Annotated in this window: 20 protein-coding genes; 3 read left to right on the top strand and 17 right to left on the bottom strand. The window is 55.3% G+C overall.

Annotation, left to right across the window (positions count from 1 at the left end; genetic code table 11):
* The 5 genes from H9646_RS16995 to H9646_RS16975 form a co-directional block, all read right to left on the bottom strand.
* Window positions 1–1,830 (bottom strand): ESPR-type extended signal peptide-containing protein (locus tag H9646_RS16995; protein WP_263598964.1); only part of this gene is annotated, 1,830 nt, incomplete at its 3' end.
* A 321-nt stretch (window positions 1,831–2,151) separates the two neighbouring features.
* On the bottom strand, window positions 2,152–2,601 hold the full coding sequence (locus tag H9646_RS16990) for a hypothetical protein (protein WP_191724573.1): 450 nt from the start codon (window positions 2,599–2,601) through the stop codon (window positions 2,152–2,154).
* The gene (locus H9646_RS16985) at window positions 2,598–3,068 is read right to left on the bottom strand and encodes a lysozyme (protein ID WP_191724572.1); all 471 of its coding nucleotides are present in this window, start codon (window positions 3,066–3,068) and stop codon (window positions 2,598–2,600) included. Before H9646_RS16985 ends, H9646_RS16990 begins: the two co-directional genes overlap by 4 nt.
* On the bottom strand, window positions 3,061–3,327 hold the full coding sequence (locus H9646_RS16980; protein WP_191724571.1) for a holin: 267 nt from the start codon (window positions 3,325–3,327) through the stop codon (window positions 3,061–3,063). Before H9646_RS16980 ends, H9646_RS16985 begins: the two co-directional genes overlap by 8 nt.
* Window positions 3,328–3,519: 192 nt before the next feature.
* Window positions 3,520–5,853 carry a hypothetical protein gene (locus H9646_RS16975; protein WP_191724570.1) on the bottom strand — a complete coding sequence of 778 codons (2,334 nt, stop codon included), beginning with the start codon at window positions 5,851–5,853 and terminating at the stop codon, window positions 3,520–3,522.
* Window positions 5,854–6,225: 372 nt separating this feature from the next.
* On the opposite strand from H9646_RS16975, the gene H9646_RS16970 reads away from it, so the two are divergent.
* The gene (locus H9646_RS16970) at window positions 6,226–6,939 is read left to right on the top strand and encodes a BRO-N domain-containing protein (RefSeq protein ID WP_191724569.1); all 714 of its coding nucleotides are present in this window, start codon (window positions 6,226–6,228) and stop codon (window positions 6,937–6,939) included.
* 92 nt (window positions 6,940–7,031) lie between these two features.
* Here H9646_RS16970 and H9646_RS16965 read toward each other — a convergent pair whose 3' ends face one another.
* From H9646_RS16965 to H9646_RS16920, 10 genes are all read right to left on the bottom strand, one after another.
* Window positions 7,032–8,078, bottom strand: a complete 1,047-nt coding sequence (locus H9646_RS16965; RefSeq protein ID WP_191724568.1) for a hypothetical protein — start codon at window positions 8,076–8,078, stop codon at window positions 7,032–7,034.
* 1 nt (window position 8,079) lies between these two features.
* Window positions 8,080–10,011, bottom strand: coding sequence for a hypothetical protein (locus H9646_RS16960; protein WP_191724567.1), 1,932 nt, complete (start codon window positions 10,009–10,011; stop codon window positions 8,080–8,082).
* Window positions 10,008–12,074, bottom strand: a complete 2,067-nt coding sequence (locus H9646_RS16955) for a sialidase family protein (protein ID WP_191724566.1) — start codon at window positions 12,072–12,074, stop codon at window positions 10,008–10,010. Before H9646_RS16955 ends, H9646_RS16960 begins: the two co-directional genes overlap by 4 nt.
* Window positions 12,071–14,110 carry a DVUA0089 family protein gene (locus H9646_RS16950; RefSeq protein WP_191724565.1) on the bottom strand — a complete coding sequence of 680 codons (2,040 nt, stop codon included), beginning with the start codon at window positions 14,108–14,110 and terminating at the stop codon, window positions 12,071–12,073. Before H9646_RS16950 ends, H9646_RS16955 begins: the two co-directional genes overlap by 4 nt.
* 1 nt (window position 14,111) lies before the next feature.
* Window positions 14,112–14,414 (bottom strand): hypothetical protein, encoded by a 303-nt coding sequence (locus H9646_RS16945; RefSeq protein ID WP_191724564.1) that lies wholly within the window; start codon window positions 14,412–14,414, stop codon window positions 14,112–14,114.
* Between the two features lie 10 nt (window positions 14,415–14,424).
* On the bottom strand, window positions 14,425–14,859 hold the full coding sequence (locus H9646_RS16940; protein ID WP_191724563.1) for a hypothetical protein: 435 nt from the start codon (window positions 14,857–14,859) through the stop codon (window positions 14,425–14,427).
* Window positions 14,860–14,874: 15 nt separating this feature from the next.
* A complete protein-coding gene (locus tag H9646_RS16935; protein ID WP_191724562.1) occupies window positions 14,875–15,366 on the bottom strand; it encodes a hypothetical protein in 492 nt (163 codons plus the stop codon).
* 2 nt (window positions 15,367–15,368) lie between these two features.
* The gene (locus H9646_RS16930; protein ID WP_191724561.1) at window positions 15,369–16,496 is read right to left on the bottom strand and encodes a hypothetical protein; all 1,128 of its coding nucleotides are present in this window, start codon (window positions 16,494–16,496) and stop codon (window positions 15,369–15,371) included.
* A gap of 170 nt (window positions 16,497–16,666) precedes the next feature.
* Window positions 16,667–17,056, bottom strand: a complete 390-nt coding sequence (locus H9646_RS16925) for a hypothetical protein (protein ID WP_191724560.1) — start codon at window positions 17,054–17,056, stop codon at window positions 16,667–16,669.
* A 49-nt stretch (window positions 17,057–17,105) separates the two neighbouring features.
* Window positions 17,106–18,095, bottom strand: a complete 990-nt coding sequence (locus H9646_RS16920) for a KilA-N domain-containing protein (RefSeq protein ID WP_318244940.1) — start codon at window positions 18,093–18,095, stop codon at window positions 17,106–17,108.
* Window positions 18,096–18,166: 71 nt separating this feature from the next.
* On the opposite strand from H9646_RS16920, the gene H9646_RS16915 reads away from it, so the two are divergent.
* On the top strand, window positions 18,167–18,736 hold the full coding sequence (locus tag H9646_RS16915; protein WP_191724559.1) for an Arc family DNA-binding protein: 570 nt from the start codon (window positions 18,167–18,169) through the stop codon (window positions 18,734–18,736).
* Window positions 18,737–18,821: 85 nt separating this feature from the next.
* Here the strand turns inward: H9646_RS16915 and H9646_RS16910 are convergent, their stop codons facing one another.
* Both H9646_RS16910 and H9646_RS16905 read right to left on the bottom strand, forming a co-directional pair.
* On the bottom strand, window positions 18,822–19,088 hold the full coding sequence (locus tag H9646_RS16910) for a Txe/YoeB family addiction module toxin (RefSeq protein ID WP_191724558.1): 267 nt from the start codon (window positions 19,086–19,088) through the stop codon (window positions 18,822–18,824).
* A complete protein-coding gene (locus H9646_RS16905; RefSeq protein ID WP_191724557.1) occupies window positions 19,085–19,339 on the bottom strand; it encodes a type II toxin-antitoxin system Phd/YefM family antitoxin in 255 nt (84 codons plus the stop codon). The genes H9646_RS16910 and H9646_RS16905 overlap by 4 nt, the downstream gene beginning before the upstream one ends.
* Here H9646_RS16905 and H9646_RS18680 point away from each other — a divergent pair.
* Window positions 19,320–19,904: a KTSC domain-containing protein gene (locus H9646_RS18680; RefSeq protein WP_318244939.1), complete on the top strand. Its 585-nt coding sequence runs from the start codon at window positions 19,320–19,322 to the stop codon at window positions 19,902–19,904. The genes H9646_RS16905 and H9646_RS18680 overlap by 20 nt on opposite strands.
* Window positions 19,905–19,994: the final 90 nt, after the last annotated feature.

Here is a 19,994-nt window from a genome sequence, read left to right as displayed (position 1 = left end):
CACAATCGTGTTACCTACAGCACCGGCCAGTTTCAGTGAACCCGCAGTACCGCCTTGCAACGTATAGCCATCAGTGATGAACTGCATGCCGTTAATGGTTTGTGCACCATCAACAATCACCGTACCTGCCGTGCCACCAAATACAGCAAAGTTGCTGGCCCATGTACGGTTAACAAGGCCATCTGCATCAGTCCAGTTATTTGTGCCGGCACCCCACGTACCGTTACCACCGTCCACTGCTCCATTCGCACTAAGCTGGCTGCCATCCCAGAACTGGATGGCTACATTCGGTGCGCTGTACACCAAGTTCACCTGATTGGCCACCGCAGTTTGCAGTTCTAGATCACCCTGCACAACACCGCTTGGCAAATTGCCAATCTGAATTTGGTTGTTTGTAAGACCACCGGTGTAATTGATCAGGCGGTAAACCCCGCTTCCAAAGCCGCCAGCGTCACTGACGTTGAGGCTACCTCCCAAAGTGAGATCCCCTGTTACATTGACGAGCGGATTACCACCACCTGCCGCCGGCGCACCCAGGGCAACGTCGAAATTGGAGTTGTTACCCAACACCAGCGAACCCACATTCAACGTGGATCCAGTTGCGCCTAACAGATGGCCGCCATCAGCCACCGCCACCGTGCCGCCTAGCGTGCCGCTGCCGCCGAGTTTTCCGCCACTGTTGACCTGCACAGCGCCATTCGCTAGTGAGCCATTCACCAGCAAGGTACCTGCATTGACGGTTGTGGGGCCAGAGTAAGTATGGGCCCCAGTCAGCGTCGTAACACCGGTCGACCTGAATACGGTACTGCCGGTACCCGAGATGATCGTGCCAAAGGTGTAGCTGGGATTCGACTGGTTAAAGTTAACCACACCATTGTTGGTAATGTCCACCAACCCCGTAATGCTTCCAGCAATTGCAGCACCTGATGTGGCATTACCAATATTCAGCGCGCTGCCGGCATTAATGATGAAGCTGTTGTTACCCAGAAATTGCAAATTGCCTGACAGATTCAGCGTACCGCTGCCGCCGGCACCGCCCTGACCGCCCTGACCACCCTGACCACCCTGACCACCGGGGTAAATAATCCCTGGAACGTAAATAGGTGTGTGAGTGATTGGATCTATGCCGCCCAACATCGGAGGGGCTTGATAAGAAGCGCCAAGGCTACCCGCGTTACCCGTGCTACCCGCGCTGCCAGTACTACCGCCCAGCATCAATACGGCTGTATCCGCCACAGTGACCGTGCCACCAATTGCAATATTCAGCGTGCCACTACCGCCGACACCACCAAGCCCACCCAAACCACCAGCGCCTGCGGGCATGTACACGGGATAACTACCACCCGTACCACCCGTACCACCCGTACCGCCCGTACCACCTGTGCCACCGACGACCCAGCTGCCCGCGTCTAAATTCACCGTTCCCAGCACATTCAAAACGCCTGCTGTTCCCGCTGTGCCAGTAGAGCCCGGAAGCATCGAGCCAATTCCCCCGAAACCTGAAGAACCCGTAGTACCCGTCCCCCCCGTACCGCCTACGCCACCAATCCATGCATCGCTGTTGGCTGAATATGAAGGTGACTCCCAGTGGCCAACGGTCTCTTCACCGGTCACCGAAGTAAGCGGTACGCTATGGCCCAGTTCCGGCCATGCCAAAGCGCAAGCCATCACCACAGGGATGACCGCAAACACAGCGCGGCTTCTGTCGCCAACGGCGGTGCTGGCGCAGCGCGTACTGCGGCTGCCCTTGCCGCTAGAGCGGGCGTTTTCAGGGACTGCCACCCAGCAGCCCAGTGTGGCGTTCCAGATGGAGCGGTAAATGTGGTTCATACGAACGAGGCTTTCAGTCAGTGTTTACTTCTGTATGCATGCACACCAAAGACCTTCTCTAGCGGACTTTGGTTATTTCAAACGGACAGAAAATTAACAACTTTTTACAACCACGTCTATCACTGAAATCAGTTATTTTGGGGTGATGTGCCATACAGACACTCACGCTATTGACTGCTAGCGCTTCATTAAAAAATCGTATACAGCATCAAAATGCAACAGCCTGTGGTGTACGCGCAAACAGAAAACCCACCCTCCACTGCGCTTGCCCACAGCGATTCAAGCTGGTAGTTTTTTGTTTTGCCGTATGTTTTATGAAGGTCAATTCACTGGCCACGCTGCCCTGCAGACCCTTGCATCAAGGGCGTGGCCATCAGCTCTTGCAGCCAGCTCTGCGTATCTGTCGCTGCACTGTCTGAGTAGCTTGTTTGCGGTTGCGGCGTAGTCGCGGACGGCGGCAGCGGAAGCTGTGGCAATGCGCTTATCGGCTTCACTGAGTTGCTCGCGCAGCCGGCCAGCATTGCGAGTGGCAACAGCAGCAGCGCCAGCAAGGCGTGCTTGTTCTTGAATAGATGCATTGAGTGCCCCTTGGTAATTGGTATCGATGGCCTGGGCCACAGCAAAGGTGCCCGCATCACGTGCGGCCAGCTCCTGGGTGTGGGTCAGCTGGATCTGTGCAATGTCTTGGCCCAGCCGCCAGCCGTTAGCCGCCCAGCCCGCACCAAAGATCAAAGCCGCCCCCACTGCGGTTGCAATGGTTTGTGGCTTCATGCCAAGCCCCCTTCACACATCTGGCGTTCTGCAGCACGGCGCTGCACCAGCCCGGGTAGCTGCTTGCCGCCGGCATAGATCCAGCGGCTGAGCTCTGCGCACGCGCCGTGCACATCGCCCGCATTGGCTTTGCGCACAAGGGTAGATTTGCAGAATGCCCCCTCCCCCACGTTGAAAGCAAAGCTTAAAAAGGCGGCACGCTGGCCATCGGTGAGTGGCTGGGTGATGCAGCCCAGCGCGTCAGCGTGCTGCACCAGGTCTTTGTAGAGCATGTCCTGGCACTGCTGGCGCGTGAAGGTTTGCCCCATGCGAAGCTCTGGCCCGGTGTGGCCGGTGCATGCGGTGATGATGCCAATCGGGTCACGGTAGGTGCCCAGCACCGTGCCCTCGTACTTAGCCACCAAGGGCACCACAAGAGCGGCAGCACTGACACCAATCGCGGCAATGAGTCTGGTTTTGCTAAACATCACAACCCCCTTTGATCGCCCGCATGCGCGCCTGGTGCTCTTCTTCGCTGCGGGCGTCGTCACGCAAACGCAGTCCATGCTCTTTGCGTCGAAAGTAAAAGTTCACCGCCAAGCCCAGCAGCGCAATCACAATGCCCACCCAGCCAAAGAACGCGCTGGATGTGGCCCAACCAAACCCTGCGGTCGCAGATCCTGCCAAGGTGGTTTTGCTGCCAACGGCTGCAGCGTTCGCGGCTTCAATTGCTGTTTCAACTTTCATGGGGGTGCGTCCCTATCTGGTGCCCTGTTGGTTGCCGCCAGTGTTGCGGCTGCATCGCAATCCCCTATGCCCTATGCTGGGCACAAAAAAACCGCCCGAAGGCGGCGGTTTAGGGGCTTGCCTTCTTGCAGACAAGTGTCTGGAATTGGGCATGGCTTACCTAGCCGGGGTGCCTATGTGCACCTGAAATCATTAACTCTCATCATTGCGACGAGAGAAGCCCGAGATGATGGCAACCAGCAGCAGGCTACTCACCCAACCAAACAAAATCTGGAACCAAGTGATCAGGCGCACCACGTGCCCCGGTGCCCAGTGCGTGAACAGCTCCTTCCACCAAACAGCATTGGCCGCCGGAATGAATGCACCCCACGCTTTTTCCTGCCCCAAATCCACCACTGGCAACATCAAGTCCAGCGAATAGGCAAGCGGACTGAAGGTGGCGTATTCACTGCGCAGTTCATCACATAGATACCAATTGGCTGGCGGTTGCGGTGGCCCTGGTTGGTCAGGCTGGCAATTGATGTAACTTGCATCCTGAAAAATTAACGGTGCAGAGGGTGCGATGGCCCTGTATGGAGCTAGTGACAAATGCCAATAAGCTCCTCCACAGACCAACCATACTGCGAACATCCAAGTTATTAAACGAGTGGGGCGATAACCATATCCAGCCAATAAGCCAAACCACCAATGCAGAGAGCTATTAACTAATAGTCTCCACTTTGCAAAAAACCAATTAGTTTCTGGTGCAGACTCCCCCACCTGGCCTACATCTCTCCGTTTTCTTTCATAAGCAATCCCCACCAACTGAGCATCTTCTATATGCCCAATTTCTCGTAAAACTCTCTGTATTTGACGCCACGGTTGGGGACGAAATTCTGCAGAATTGACCTGATTATCAGAAAGTCTTTTTAACCACTTTGCTCGCTCGCTCCCTTTTTTCGACGCTGTAATACCAAGAGCGGCATAACGCAAGCCATCCAGCGCACTTCCGTCAGCCCACATATCTGGGTCATCTTCAAGCACTGACACTTCAAAATGCGATGCCTTGATAACAGCTTTCACAGGCAATTTTTTTAGTTGCCATGCACCACACACAACTGCGGAGTCCAAGTATAGCGAATAATCTGACAATGATTCAAATTTCCCACCGAAACAATCTAAATCACCGTTTATTCTCGTTCCTAATAATCTCACCCCTCCTTTAGCCGAAAATTCATCCGTAAAAAAAACTCCACCATTAATTTCTGCACGGTCAATACTTAAGGCATCCCCATCAGGAAATTCAAAATGACCATTGGAACAATCTATGTCACCGCCAATTTTCGCACCTACAAGAAGCACTTCACCTTTTGCTAAGAAATTAGCCCTCAACAGAACATCCCCACCAATTTTAGCTCCACTAATTTGTAAAACTTGATCTTTTGGGGCCTCAAATTTCCCGCCAGAAAAATCCAAGTCCCCTCCAATCTGAGCCCCCTCAAAACTCACACCACCTTTAGAAAAAGAACTTTTCTTAAGTTTGACCGACTGATTAACATTTAAACCACTTGCATTCAAAGCAAAATCTTTTTTAGCTTCGAATACCCCATTCGTGCAATCTAGACCGCCGTTAACCGTTGCTCCATTCAGTCGCACTGCCCCCTTCGCTATAAATCCATCCCGAAGAATCACATCACCATTGATATTCAATCGATCTGCACTTAAAGCATCACCTTCAATACATTCAAAATACCCATCAATACAACTCAAGTTACTACCAATTTTTGCACTAACTAATCGAACCTCACCTTTTGCCGTGAAACCTTTTCCAAGATTTACGCTTCCCACAACATTTACACGATCAATGAGCAATGCTTCTTCGCCGTTACTTTCAAAATACCCGCCAGAGCAGCTAAAATTACCTCCAATATTTGCGCCAATTAATCTAACACTACCTTTAGACTTAAATCCCCCTCCAAGAATTACATTGCCTGCAACATTTATTTGATCGGCACCTAGAACCTTGCTTTGGTTAGAATCCAAATTTGCACCGTCAAAATATAGACTGCCACCAATATGCGCACCACGCAATAAAATTTGCCCACTTGATTTGACATGTTTTAAAAAAACACTTGAAACACATTGCAAACGATCTGCTATCAATCCATTTTCAAGGTGGCTCCCTTGTAAACTTAAAGGACCATTAAATTTTGTATCTAGGGCAGATATTTCTTTATGAAAACGGCATTTTTCAAGTAAAACATTAAAATTAATCTGACATCCACTTAAATCAAGCTTTCCAAAAATGTATGCGCCAATTAAGCACAAACCTTTTTCGTGAATAATTACATGCTCATCGCCACCCAATAGCAAAAATCGCAAAAAATCAGCACGAACAACTCTGTTGTCTTTCGCTAGTCTAGGAACACCGTAGTAATCAAGGATCGCAGGCTCACCTTTTTTACATGCGTCTAAAAGTTTTTTTTCTCCAGGTCTAAGAGGGTAAAAGTCTCTTAACCTCCGGCCATACGGCTTCTTTGCTATCACGCTCGCTCCCTCTTGCTCATACTGTTTCTTGTTGAAGCTGGATATTAGCTGCCTCTCAGATACAAATGCTGACACTTGCCAACCAAAGTACTCGCGCTATACTGAAGGCGTCTCGAAAGGGATGGAGCGTAAGAACTCCTTTGAATGAGCGGAAGAGCCGCACCCGATAGCTAGCGGTTTTTTTGCGCCCGGAATTTGCGCGTCTGTACTTTGCACTGACGTTTGACTTATGGCCGGGAGGGCGACGGATACAACACCCGCAAGGGGAAGAAGTCCGCCTGGCTCATTCCAGGTTCTTAACCTCCCGGCCGCCTCATGGTTGCGCGTAAGAACGCTCCATGGGGCTTCATAAGTCTCAATGAGGAGCAGTCCATGTCGCAATCCACCTTGGCTATCAATGCCAGTACATCCGAATCCACCTTCAGCTTTGGCACGCACAACGTGCGCGTCGTCATGCGTGATGGCGAACCTTGGTTTGTTGCGGCTGATGTAGCCGAAGCACTGGGCTATCGCAACGCCCCAGATGCGGCGCGCAATCTTGGTGAACACCAAAAGGCTTCTACGCAAATTGTGCGTAGTACCTCTGGTGGCAATCCAAATCTCACCATCATCAACGAATCAGGCCTGTACCGTCTTGTTCTGCGAAGCCGCAAGCCAGAAGCGGAAAAGTTCTCTGATTGGGTCACAGGCGAAGTTCTGCCCAGCATTCGCAAGACTGGCAGCTACAGCCAGCCTGCCTATGACCCCAACCAAATCGCCCTCGCCCACCGCGCCGCGCTGGTGGCAACAGCAGAGGTGTACCAATCGGTTTTTGATGCGGTGATGCAGGGCCAAGACTGGCAACTCAACCGCTACATGCTGCGCTTTGATGCCACCGCCGAAGACGGCGCGGTGGCCCGGGTCAAGCCGGTTGACCGCAACGCCTACGTGATGCCGATTGAACGCTTCCACAGCGCAATCGATGACAGCATGATGGTGGATGCACAAACGCTGACGCAGTTGGCATCCACCTGCACTACCCGCCTGGGCCGCATGGCAGCGCGCAATGCAGTGGCTGGCACGCAAGGCAGCTTGCAACTCAGGTAGCCAGCACGCTGGGCTGTAGGCGCAAAAAAGGCCGCTGAAATATCTCAGCGGGCTTATGGCTTATTTCCAGCACCGGCCAGCATCGGCCCGCGTCAAACGGTGTGCGGGGGCACGTCGTCGCTCACCTCGCCGCTGTAGCTGTAGCTCACGCCATGGCTGCCAGATGCCGAGGTAGAAGAGCTGACATGCAGTGCGTTGAGCATCGCCGCTGCCTGGTTGGACAGCGCCTTGGCCGCTTCAAGCGCAGCTTGCACCTTGGCATTGGCTGCTGCAGTCTGTGCATCCAGATTGCGCATCGCAGCTTGCTGCTGCCACTCCCCATTGGGCATTGCAGCCTTTAAGCGCAGCTCCTGGGCGGCAATCCGGCTTTGGTAAAAGCCCGATGCGGCAGAAATCAAGCGCGATTGGCTATCGGTCACACTGGGAAGCAACTGGGTTACGTTGCCCGATGTGCCAGCTAGCGCGGCCATGTAGTCGCGCGCCGCGTCCATGGTGGTGGCGTACAGGCCTATGGCCTTGTCCATGGCAAAGCGCACATTCTCAATTTCCATGTCCATCTGCTTGATCGCCAAGTCGCGGGATGCCCCGGCGATTTTGGCCGCAGCTTCGGCCCGCGTTTTTTGCACCGCGCCCAGGGCTGCACCGGGCGGCATGGGGAACCCCCGCGCCGCAAAACTGCCCAGAATGTCGCTCTCTTGTGCGGTGTACTCCTGGGTGATGCGGTCGCGGTCACGCGCCCATATCTGGCGCTCTACCACGGGGTTGATGCCACTGCCACCCTTGGTGATCTGCTCGCACAACCACTGCTGCGCATGCTGCAGGTAGGCGCAATCATTGGGAAAGTAGCGATCGATATAGCGTGCGTACTGATCCGCCAGCTTATCGATCATGCCGTCCCACCAGCCGTTGAACTGCTCAATGCTTGCGCCTTGGGCCAGACGCGGAATTTCCACCAACGGCTCAGGCACCGCCACATCAAAGTGCAGCTGCGCCGGCGCCATGTGGCTGGCCACCCCGGCCTGGCCCAGCGCCTGTTCAAAGTAGCCTGCCGTCTGGGCAGAAATCTCTGTGCTGCGCGCCATACCCATGTTCCAGGACTTGGTCACCAGCTCGGCAGGGCTAAAAACAGGTTCAGTCATATCAAATCTTTCTGGAGCTGTTGTTGATGTCAAAGGTCAGGTCTGCCAGCTCCAAACCATGGGCAGGGGCTTGAATGGTCAGGTCGTAATGGGTGTCGCGCATGCCGCGCCCCACATCAAAGCGCTGCTGCTGCAGGCGTGGGTGGCAGGCACGCTGGCGGTACTGAAAGGCACCTTGCCGGGTTTGCACAGTCAGTACCGCTTGCGCCGCACTGGCAATGCCGGCATAGGCCGCACTCAAGCTTGTCATATCGCTACTGCCAAAATCCTTGGTGCCCAAGTCCACACTGGCCACGCACTCGCGGCCATCGTCACTGTCACCTTCCAGCAGATACACCCCATCAGCAGCCACGCCGTAGCAGGCGCCATTAATCGTGGCAAAACTCTGGAAGTTGTAGGCCGTGTACTGCGTCACATACCCGCCGCTTTCGTGGCATGTCAGCACTGACACCCCCTCGTCATCAGCAGGCAGGCGGTTGCCCTCACCGCTGGGCAGGCGGCCCACGGCGTGCAGCACAGCGCTGCCAACCTGAGAAAGCCCCCACCCCGCCAGCACCTTGGCGCGCTCAGCCCAATCGCCAGCGCTCAGGCTCGTCTGGCCCATGGCCCAGCGCTGCACCACACGCTGAACCAGTGCAATGTCCTGCACGCCGTGCGGTTGAAAGCCCCCGCGCCATTTCACGCGCTGCCACAGTTCATCCTCATTGGGGTCTTCTTCCTCAATGAGCAGGTTCAGGCTGGGCAAGTAGCCAAAGGCCACCGACACATCCGCCTCGTCGCTGGCCAGCCCCTGCAAATACGGCGCTGCCAGCTGCTGCACACCGGTGTCCGTCACTGCATCCTGTGCCGTGATGCGTGCAAACCCCGCATAAATGTTGGATGGTTCCTCTTGGGGCAGTAAATCGCGGTAGCCGCTGGCCTGACCTTGCAAGGCGGGCAGCTGGCCTGTGGTAAATGCCAGCTCGTCCAGGTCAGTCGCCAAACCAAGTAGATGACCCAAGATGCCGCTGGCCGCGTCGTTGGCTTGTCCCTCACCCAGCGCACTGCCCTGCAGATATGGGGCGTTGAGCAAAACCACCCCGTCAAGCAGCACGTCAGTAGCCATCCCTTGCAGCAACTGAAACTGCCCTTGAACACTCCCGATATGGTGCGCCGTGATGGCCGGGTTAAAAATATAGTCGCCTGCGCTGTACAAGCTCACATCAAACAGTAACGCAGCACCATCGCCGGGTACTAGTACCGAATGGCGAAGCACGTCATCGACATACACCTCAAACGCTGCTTGCGTGAATGCAATGCGGAACTTGGTGTCCTTGCCAAAGCGCCCCAGATGCGCCACATCGGCACCCGATACCACCACCTTGGCAACACCTTCTTCGGCACGCACGCCCACCAGGTACTGCCAGTACGCCCCCGCTGCCGGGGTGCGCGCCAGCCCCACCACGACACCACGGGCGGTGGCCGACATGCTCCAGTGAATGACGCCATGCTGGGCCACGGTACGCACAGCACGGGCACCCGCATCCCAACCTGCGTTGTCCTCATAGACATGCCTGTCAGGGATAAATGGCTGCTCGGGGATGGCTGGTGTTGGCGGCACCCAAATCTGCGTTTTTTGGTCTGGTGCCCGGATCTGAATTTCTTCACGACTGCCAGCGTCTCTGATGGTGTAAGGGACACGAATGTCTTGCCCATCAAAGGCCTGCCCGTTCCACTCCATATTTTTGCGCTGATAAGGATCGAACCAAAACATCGTGATCGACCAGTGGCCCATTAGCGGACGGCCATACACCGTTTTGACGGGCACCCAAGCCCACTGAGGCGCGCTCGCAACCCGCCAATAGCCGGGGCGCGCAGGGACAGCCGGCACATATAGCTGGCCGTACTCTGTGTACAGGTAACGGCTTGGATTTTTAAGAAGCTGGTTATTCATACGGGCCCCGCTGGCAATTTCTTGGAGGCGTCATGCGCCCACGGCGCGCCTGCGTTCACTTTGGCTGGCTGCCCTTGCGCATCCAACAGTGGCGTTAAGAAGGTCAAATTACTCGGGGAGCTGCTACCGCTTGTGCCATCAACGGTGACCACCTCGTCCATGGCCATGAAGGCACCATCCACCACCTTGGCCCCTTGCGTCCAGGTCAGGCCATCGTTCTTGGAGGTGTAAACCCAGTAGGCTTTGCTGGCCTCGTCCCATGCAGTCACGGCCAGCACGCTGGTGGTGCGCATCGCTTTAACCACCATCACACTGCCCAGCTTGGTCGCATCCAGACTGGGTAAGCCCGTGGGCAGCACCTCAGACCACGTCAGCCCGTAATCCGTGGTCAGTGCAAAGCGCACCGTGCGCACCTGATCGCGCACGGCGGGTGGGTCACCTACACGGCGCAAGGCGCGGTAAAACTTAACCAAGGCCGCACCATCGCGCAGCACCGTCGCTTTGATGGCATAGCCACGGTCTTTATCTCTGGGGAACTCGCTGGCAAGGTCAGAAAACGGCGTGCCCACCTCGCGCCACGTGCCGCCCCGGTTGTCCGTGCGCAGCACCACACAACGCCAGCGCACATAGTCCTGCACCCGGTTGTTGTAGTAACGGTCATCCAGCATGGGCAGCACCAGCATCCAAATGTCTGCAGACATGGCGAACGCGTGCGACATATTGGTGGCCGTACTGGTGCGCGCCACCACCTTGCTATCCCAAGCCCCTGCGCGGTCTGGTGCCGGAAACATCAGGTCGTAGCGCGCATAGCGCCCTTGGGCTTCATCAAAGACGCCAATCCCTTCGGCTCGGTACAGGCCTCGCCCCAGCAGTGGCTGCTCAGTCACGTAATCTGCCGGCAGCCCTGCATTGGATGCAAAGCCCTCCCACGCAGGCACAGGCTTATCAAACACCTTGAGCGACTGGAAAGCCCACGTCGCGCCGTAATCTTCAGACACAGCAAAATACAGCGCGCCTTTGCTGTTCTTGAACTCGATGCGTGACTCCCACGTTAGGATACGGTCGTGCTCTTTACCCAGGTGCAGCGCAATTTCAGCTGGGTTGTAGCCCACCATGGAGCGCCGCGCAAAGGGGTGAACGCCCACCACGCAGCCCACGCGCCCGCCGCCCAGTGCCACCAAGGCAGACACCCCCACGTTGGAGCTGCCCGCGCCAGCTATTTTTGGCGGCGTGAAGGGGTGCACAGCCCCCTCCAGCGTCTGAGCCTTGCGCAATTCCGCCTTGGGCACCACCACGCTGACAGCCTCATAAGCCTGCTTGCTCAGCCCCCAGGCATCGGGCTGACCTGCAATGTTTCTGAGAATGACCACACGGTGCAAGCCATCTGCACCCATGCACGCCAGCCTCGTCCACGTCAGGCCCATCGGAAAGTAAGAGCGCTTTGCCGCACCCTCGTACTGCTGCATCTCTGGCCCATTGGGGTTGTTCGTAGCAAACAGCTCAATGTGCGCAATATGCCCCCCATCCGCCACCGGTGTGGGGTACGGGCTCAGCTGCTCTTCTTTGTAGCGCGGGCCAGACCCAACCCACAAGGTGTTGCCAGAGGTGGTGACATCAATCGTCACGGTCATGCTGCCTGTCATGCCACCCAGGCCATCTGGAATGTCATACGTCACCGGATAGATGCGGCTGGTACGCACCACGCTACCAAGACCCAAGTACAGCCCACGCAGCGCGTGGCTCACCCAGTACTGCGCGCCTGGTGGCAGCTTGGTTTGCGGGGTGGCGAATCCTTTGCCCTTGGTCAGCTTGGTGCTTGTATACGCAAGTGCACTTTGGCCTGGCCCACGCTGGCCTGCAACGCCATACAGCGCATCGACTTCAGGGGACTGAAACTCCGACGGCTGCGCCTCCACACGCTGGAATGCCCCCGACTTAAAGCCGCGTGCACCAGGCACCGAAACCGATACGGTGTGCACACCAGGAGTAGTGGCCACCGCGGTCTTTAGCTTGGCCAGCGCAACTGGCGACCTTGCTCCAAACTCTTTAGGGTAGAGGCTCATATTCGGACTCGCACCTCTACACCCGGCTCAATGCGATTGGGTGCATTGACCTCAAACGCTGGGCCAAAAGTTGCTCCCTGTCCGCATATCGCAATGAAGTACGTGCCCCGGCTAACTACGTGGTACATGTATTCGTTGAGCGACCCCTCTCGAATCAACCCACTCTCTTTGAGTAGAGTGCCTGAATTCGAATACATCGCTACGCGCCAGCCCACATCATCTGCCACACCATCGCCGGGATGGAATTGATATTCAGTGGAGTACCAGCCTGTGTACTCCACCTGATACCAATGCACTGGCTCACCACCATCGGGGAAGCTGGCCACATACGGAAACTGCGTAATTGGCACAGCAACCGGCTTCTCAGCATAAAAGCTGCTGACTTCCAGCACTGCGCCTTGCGGTATGCCACCGTTGCCCGTTGTGACTTGAAACCCATCCGATGCCGTACAACCTGCTCCACCAAGGGCCAAATAATGCTTACCCCAAAAGTTGGATCGAACAATCTTGGCGCGCAGTCCGCTGGTATCGTCGTTCTGCGCAATCAACTGCCCTTCTAAATCGAATAGCGCCAAGAAAGTATCTGCCTGCTCGTCTGGTGTGGCTGCTGTATCGAAACCAATGTAGTCTTCCGAAAAGCCCACTTCCACCTCATACCAGACCACTGGATACGGCGCGGGCTCGTTGAATTCTTCACGGAATGGCAGCTCTTTAATCCAGCGCGCGTCGTCATGGGCGCTGCCAGTGCCAGGCACCACTGCAAACACCTTGAGTACAGCACCAGCTGCGAGAGGGGTGATTGATTTGGCCTTGAAGCCATTAGAAAATCTCACACCGTAACTACTCAACGCAAGGCGGTAAACGCCTGCATCCAGCTCCATCACAATGGTGTCGCGGTAATCGCCACTACCCGGCGCATTGCCTTCGGCGTACAGATCCCCGTTTTCTCTGAACAGGCCTAGCGCAGTATCGTTTTCGGTGGGCGACAGCGAAGCAGAAGTATCAAACGCATACAGCCCCGCCTCCAGTTCCACCTCGTACCAATGCACTGGGGCACTTTCTTCTTTGAACTCTTGATGGTAGGGAAGCGTGATTTTCGTCAGTGGCGGCGGCGGTGGCGGCACATAAGCCAGCGCGGCGAAATTCACATCCACCGGCATATCGCCATCCACCTCCATATCAAAGCCATCGCGGGCACTGGCTCCGTAACCAGTAATCGCCACGAAATAGGTACCGGCCTCCAGCCCCTCCATCACAATGCGCGATCTGAAATCACTAAAGTCAGCGTCAGCATCGTCATTGGTATCAATCACCACCCCATTGCTGGCGTACAGCGCCAGAAAGGTATCCGGGTTCGACGGATCATCGACAACCACAGGCGTAGCGGTGGTGAATTCGTAATTCCCACGCGCTGCAATCTGCACTTTGATCCACATAATCGGCGCAACAGGCTGGGCCACCGATAGGTTGAATGGCAAGTTGCCTGCATAAATGGCGTCGCTGACTGAGCTGCCATCACCCCCTTCGCCCGGTTCTGGCTCGGGTTCTGGTGCGGGCGGTTTCAGAGTCATCAAGCGCTCATAGGCAAACACATATCCTGTGAAAAAGTTGTTCGCTGCAGCTTTTGCATGGAAAAGCCGGATCTCCCGGATATGTGCAGTCTCGTCACTCCATGCATTGAAACCGGAACCACTCTCTGAAGGCTCCCATGCACCCTGCGAAGGCTTAGAAAACGGATATGGAGCCTCGGCAGCTAAGTCCCTCCAATAGCGCCAGCTTCCAAATGGAAGCAGGAGGTTAGGGTCGCCCTCAAACACGCGAGCTCCACCTGCAGTAACCGCTATAGAGTTTGGTTCACAATTAATTTGGACTACAAGCTCACGATTGCTTCCAACTTTCAAGCGGCCTTTAAAAACGGTGACTGTTTCTTCCCAGTTACTGACGAAGATGTGCACCAACACATCTGGGTCGGGAGAAACGTAGTGCAGTTCGAGTAGCACTCCAGCGTCATAGAAATCTTCTTCGAGTTCTTGCATATCAGGACGGTGGCATTAACCAAGTGATGCGCCCGATGGGGTAGCTCATTCCTGTGTGCCCCGGCATATTCATAGCTGACACAAACATTGCGCTATCAGCCACCCCTTTCAGGTCTGGATACTTTGACAAAAGCTCCCCGTCTATCGAGGCAAGGTGTTCGACTTCTTCGCTGTAGGGCCCGGTACGGAGCCAAAAGCCTTCAATGTTGCCGCCATCTGGTCCAGTGACTGTGGCGTTATCAAATTGCAATTTGTGCCGAATTTGCCCAGGCGAAAGACTTGCTTTGAGTAGATGGGAGCTCATGGTGCAATCCTTAAATCGAAGGAATCACCACGTTGAAGTGCTTGATCGTGCGGGGCGATCCCACCTCAAACGTCGTGTTCGAGAGGATCATGTCGCCACTGACAGCACCCACTGAGCCTTGAATGCGAATGGCCATGCTGTCTTCGTCACCCGCATCATCAACAGCTTCCAGGCGAAAGAACGTCGCCGTGCCTGCTGCTGCTTCCAGCGAGCTCCACACTTGCGCAGCATCCTTGCTGATCACACCGGGGCTGCCACCCGCTTCAAAATTCAGGCCAGCGCCGTCAGGCTTGATCTCGCACAGCATCGTGTTCGATTGCGTACTGCCCGCTGAGCTGGCAGGCTCGGCGCCACCATAAATACGCAGCACCAGGCCATTGAGCGCGCTCAGATAAGAGCCGTTTCGGGCTACGTGGTCACACAGACCGGGGGATGCTTTCCACATGGTGTTTTCTCCTAATTAATCGTCAGACTCAAGACCCAGCGCCACCTTCACTCGCAAGATGTCGCCCACCTCTTTGGGTTTCGGTACGGCAAAGCGCACTGCAGAAAGCAAAACGCCAGATGTGGCCCCCTTTCCAGCAGCCGAAGCCAGAAAGCCCCCGTAAATCGTTGCCGGTGTGGTAAAGGTAAATTCGGCCACCTTTGCGTGGTTGTTGGCCTCTCCGCCAGATGCCACTGAGGCAGCAAAGGCCAGGCGCGTAGCACCTTCGTAGCCGGTGAACTCTGTGGCCTGCACAGGAAAGGTCTGCGCAGCATCGCCGGGCACGGGCGTGTAGTCGCCACTGAACAAGCCGATGTGCCACTGCGCCTGCTGGGGCGTCTTGCCCAACAAGGTATCAATCCAGTGGTTCAGCCCCTCCAGAGGCATCAGGTTGTGCTGCACCTCGGTCACAACACCATCCTTGGACAGGTGCTCAAGGGTCCAGATAAATCCGGGTTTCGCGTGCATATCTACTCCGCTTCCATAGTGACGCCCGCGCGCCCGTAGCCGGGGTGCTGGCGCTTGCTGATAATTTGATCGACACCGTTGCGCTCCACACGGAGCGTGGCCCCCGTAGTGCCTGGCAACACGCGCTGGGCCGGCACAACTGCGTCGGTCAATGAGGCAACCTCCCCTGCACCGTTGCCCACCACAATCCCTTGCGACGATCCCCACACCGCCCGCCCATCTGGCAGGCGCGCCAGTGATCGCGCAATGCCCACGTGCTCATTGACCACCAGCAAGTCAGCCGTGGCGGGGTCTGCGCCCTGCAACCAGTACGTCTTGTCTGCCACCACAAAGCAGCCACCCGGCATAGGCGCAAACACCGTCACTGGCGAAGCAAACGCAATGAAGTTGCTGGGGGCCATCACACCGAAGTGGTAAGGCTGTGAGTAATAAATGGCATGGCCGCGCACCGCGTACAAGCGGCCACCATGCAGGCCCAGCGCGTTGCCGGGCATCAGGGCTTGCTTGTGCAGCGACAGGCACTCACCCCCCAGCCGTGATTCGTCCACGTGGTGCACGCCTCCAGATGACTGCGCATCCAGGTACATCACCTCTCCATTGGGGTGGCTCACATAAATCTGTGTGCGCAGGCCTGCCGGTGGCACTGGCACATCAAACTGCACCGTACCGCCCACAAGGGACTGTGGCTGCGTGCACAGTCCCACTACGCCCAGCGCATCCACATAGGCAAAGCAGTACAGATAAGAGAAGTTGCCCGCATCCGCCGTAGCCACAGGCGCGGGCGATGGGGCTGGCGCAATCATGGCTGCCACGCTGTTATCCGGCTTGATGCGCGCCATCGTGCGCCCGTCAGTTACCGCAATGTCTCCATCGGGCATGTCTGCGTAAGCGAGCGTGGCCGAATGTGGCACCGCAAAATCCAAAGGCTGCAACTGCTTGCTGCGCACATCCAGCGCGCACAACTGCCCCGCAGACACCACCAGCGCGCGCCCGGTGCCAGACACCCACAGCGAATGCATGTTCGTACCCGGCACCACCTTGGCATAGCCTCGGCGGCCAATAAAACGACCGGGCAGCGCAATGTCCACATTCTTGGCATCGGCCACATACAGCCCCTCCTTAATCTGCAAATCAGATCGAGAGAGGTGTTCGTTCTTGCCAAGAAAGGTTGAGAACTTTTTAGAGCTGGTGGCCATAGACAGGGAGTGTTCCCGTCTATGGCGCTTTGGCCTCACCCTATGCTGTGCGCAAAAGGAAAGCCCTCCAAAGAGGGCTTTTTCATTTAAGCATCACGCTTCCTTTATCGCAAAAACTCTTTGGCCTTTCGGCTGAGACTTAAGTGCACTGATGCAGACTGAGTGCGAATAGCGTAATAACCCGCCCGCGAAAAATCTTGCTCCAACTGCTTGATGGCAGCATCGACTTCCTTCTCGTTTGTTAGGCGCATCCTTGGATGCTCTGCGGCAATAGCTTTCAGTTCCGCAAATTTCGATTTCGCAAACTCTAGGTGCGAGACTTTGGACGCAGGGATAGCGGAGCTGCAAGCCAAACTAAGAGATTCGTTTAACTGCGCCTTTGCTGTGTACGCTTGCTGCTCTAATCTTTCTAGCAGAGCGCCTCGCGCCTTGGCATTAAGAAACAGCTTGCGTAGCCAGTCGAACATAAAGACACTTTCAATATCAGGCAACATCGTAGCGCAAGGCGTCATCCAAAGAAAACCCGCCGAAGCGGGTCAGTCATCAAGTTGCCAGCGCACTTTGGCCGCGCGCCGCCATTCGGCTCAGGCGCGCCGTGCACACGCTCACCAACTTAGCCAGTGTTGATGCATCCACAAAAAGCATGTCATCTACTGCGCTGTGAAAGCGCTCAATCGGCATCACATAAGCATTGCGGTCAATCGGTTTGACGCTGACAACATCATCTGCATGGGCAGTCGCAGCAAAACTCAGCATGTACCGATCAAGTCGCCAATCTTGTCCACGCACGACTGCATCCACAATGCCTTTGTAAACAAGTGGCATAGCCGCGCCAGCCAGTGCCAAGGCTTGGTTGATGTGTTCCATATCTGGGAGCGTTTGAACAGGCTCGTTCACTATTTCACCTGCGTATCCATTGGGCAGCTTGCCAATCAAGTACGCACGCGCTTCCTCGTAAAGGCTGGCTGGCAGTTCTTCGTACTTGTTAACGCGAAACTTCTTCTGAAAGCGCGCCCATGTCTCCGCATGCTTTTGGATACCAGCATCCACAATCGCTTGAACAATCTCACGCAGGTCTTGTTTTTGCGCAGGGTTAATGCGGGCGTAGTCGATGGCTGGTGCGACAGGCTGCACCGCATCTAGAAACACGCGAATCACCTTGAGGTGGAATGCTGCGCTGATCCAAGCTGCGTAGGCGATCACCAGCTCTTTGCAGGCGTAGGTGCCGCCGTTGTTGCCACGACGCGTTTCAATGCAATTCCGCATATCTGCGGATTTGATTTCAGCAATCAGAGCCTGTGTTTGTTCCAAGCGGCTAAATTGGTTAGGTTCGTGCTTCGCCTCACCACCACTCGCCTTATGTAAGTCATTCAGAGAGTACAGGCCATTGACTTGACGAACGCTAGTGCCTGCTACGGTCAGTGCTGTAGAATTTTCCACGTTGTGTCCTTGATTTGCGTCTTGGGTTACTTCACTCGAAGCCCTGCCGGTTACAGCCGTCAGGGCTTCACTACATGGATCACCGTGATCCACAACTCAAGTATGCACCACCGTGATCCATTCTTGCAATAGCTATGTGGATCACTGTGGTTTATCATCTACTCATGAGCCGTGAAGACCCCCAAATGAAGATCAGGCTGCCTGCCGATCTCAAAGACCAAATTGAAATCGCCTCCAAGAGCTCGGGACGATCGATGAACGCCGAAATCGTGGCACGACTAGAGCTGAGCCTTGATCCAAACAACAATTCTGCAGCTCTTAAACAGAGAATCCTTGAAATGGAAGGTGATGCAGCACTAGTTGCTCTGCAAGCTAGTCAGGCCAAGTCAGATCTATTGGCAACACAATTGCTAGTCATACAAATCGCCAAAATGTGCCCGCCTGGTGTAATACCCAAGGGGTCTACAACCAGCCAACTGCTTCAGAGAATCCTTGATAAAGAGGGCGATCTCATTCAAGAGTCACTCCACGGCATGATTGAAAGCCTGCTGAGCTTTGAGGAGGCAATTGAGAAACGAATCGACAGTGGGCAACTCAAAGTCGTTTCAAATTCAGAGGGGCCGACAAAATTTACGGCGGTCATCGATCACCTGAAAAAACTGACAACCTCGACTAATGAGCTGGCTGCAATTGTGGAAAAAGACACAAAGTCCAAGACTAGTCGCGATCAGTAAATTGAATAGCAACCCACATCCACTGCACAAACGTTTTAGCCTGATATGAGTAATAAAAAAGCCCTCATTCAAGGGCTTTGCTATTTCAATCGTCGTAGTGGTATCTACAGGCCAGCACCACCACATCATCGTCAGTGGCGCGGTACACCAGCCGGTTGGTCTGGTCAATGCGCCGTGACCAGTAGCCTGCCAGATTACCCACCAGCGGCTCCGGCTTGCCGGTACCCACGAACGGATCGCGTGCAGCTTCCGTCAGCAGCATGTTGATGCGCTTGAGCGTTTTCTTGTCTTGGCCTTGCCAGTAAAGATAGTCCTCCCAGGCATTGGGCAGGAACTTGATCGCGCGGCTCACTCTTCAATCAGCGCTTGTGTCTTGGCCGCGCCCTTGCGGTCTTGCTCTACCGCAGCCATCAGGCGGCGCGCATTGGCTGGGCTTTGCATCAGGTGCAAAGTCTCCAGCATGCTGTTGTAGGTGGACTCAGACAGCAAAACCGCGTTCTCTCCATCACGGCGGTGGATCAGCGTCACATCACAGTCAGCCACCACGCGATCAATCACGCCTTTGAACTCGCTGCGCGCTTGGGTGAAGCTCACTACATGCATAACCTACTCCTTAATACGTACCACATATTGTACATGTTTGCGCCAAATCTGTTATGCGTGGCTGCTTCTCCCAACCCTGGCCAGCGGGGTGCAAGAAAAAAACAGTCTGGTCAATCGCACTTTTCCTGCTGGCATTTCTGCACACGCCTATGCAGAATGCACGCGAGCTTCACGTACCAAAACAAGCGTGGCCACAAATAACCGGGGGGAGATCAACGTGCGATTCATCGTTTTGTCAGCGCTGGCCTTGCTGTGCCATACCGCCAACGCAGAAACCGTTCAAGTCAAATACCAGGGCCCCGTCTCACTGGACGCGTTTACGTGTACAGACGTGCATGGTGACAGCAACGTAAATCGCATCTGCTACGACCAAAAAGAGCGGTACATGGTCATCAAGCTCAACAAGACCTACTACCACTACTGTGAGATAGACGGGGCGACCGTGGCCGCCCTGCAAGCTGCCAGATCTAAAAATCAGTTCTTCCAAACTAACATTCGGGGCAGTGGATCGAATGGACCGTTTGACTGCCGCACGCATCCTATTCCTAGGAAGTATAGAAACTGACCTTTAGCGATTGCGTATGGCCAGCAGCCGACCTAGAAACCGGATTTCAAACCCCAGTGCTAGTGAAAGCTAATTGACGTTTAGCTACAA

Source organism: Comamonas avium (assembly GCF_014836675.1).
Classification (GTDB): Bacteria; Pseudomonadota; Gammaproteobacteria; order Burkholderiales; family Burkholderiaceae_C; genus Comamonas; species Comamonas avium.
The sequence above is the reverse complement of the archived record's forward strand: the minus strand, read 5'-3'. Positions and strand labels throughout refer to the sequence as shown.

What these genes read in the sequence shown, in the direction of transcription:
- H9646_RS16990 (WP_191724573.1), bottom strand. Translation starts at nt 2,601, where the DNA reads ATGAAGCCACAAACCATTGCAACCGCAGTGGGGGCGGCTTTGATCTTT.
- H9646_RS16985 (WP_191724572.1), bottom strand. Translation starts at nt 3,068, where the DNA reads ATGTTTAGCAAAACCAGACTCATTGCCGCGATTGGTGTCAGTGCTGCC.
- H9646_RS16980 (WP_191724571.1), bottom strand. Translation starts at nt 3,327, where the DNA reads ATGAAAGTTGAAACAGCAATTGAAGCCGCGAACGCTGCAGCCGTTGGC.
- H9646_RS16970 (WP_191724569.1), top strand. Translation starts at nt 6,226, where the DNA reads ATGTCGCAATCCACCTTGGCTATCAATGCCAGTACATCCGAATCCACC.
- H9646_RS16965 (WP_191724568.1), bottom strand. Translation starts at nt 8,078, where the DNA reads ATGACTGAACCTGTTTTTAGCCCTGCCGAGCTGGTGACCAAGTCCTGG.
- H9646_RS16960 (WP_191724567.1), bottom strand. Translation starts at nt 10,011, where the DNA reads ATGAATAACCAGCTTCTTAAAAATCCAAGCCGTTACCTGTACACAGAG.
- H9646_RS16955 (WP_191724566.1), bottom strand. Translation starts at nt 12,074, where the DNA reads ATGAGCCTCTACCCTAAAGAGTTTGGAGCAAGGTCGCCAGTTGCGCTG.
- H9646_RS16950 (WP_191724565.1), bottom strand. Translation starts at nt 14,110, where the DNA reads ATGCAAGAACTCGAAGAAGATTTCTATGACGCTGGAGTGCTACTCGAA.
- H9646_RS16945 (WP_191724564.1), bottom strand. Translation starts at nt 14,414, where the DNA reads ATGAGCTCCCATCTACTCAAAGCAAGTCTTTCGCCTGGGCAAATTCGG.
- H9646_RS16940 (WP_191724563.1), bottom strand. Translation starts at nt 14,859, where the DNA reads ATGTGGAAAGCATCCCCCGGTCTGTGTGACCACGTAGCCCGAAACGGC.
- H9646_RS16935 (WP_191724562.1), bottom strand. Translation starts at nt 15,366, where the DNA reads ATGCACGCGAAACCCGGATTTATCTGGACCCTTGAGCACCTGTCCAAG.
- H9646_RS16925 (WP_191724560.1), bottom strand. Translation starts at nt 17,056, where the DNA reads ATGTTGCCTGATATTGAAAGTGTCTTTATGTTCGACTGGCTACGCAAG.
- H9646_RS16915 (WP_191724559.1), top strand. Translation starts at nt 18,167, where the DNA reads ATGAGCCGTGAAGACCCCCAAATGAAGATCAGGCTGCCTGCCGATCTC.
- H9646_RS16905 (WP_191724557.1), bottom strand. Translation starts at nt 19,339, where the DNA reads ATGCATGTAGTGAGCTTCACCCAAGCGCGCAGCGAGTTCAAAGGCGTG.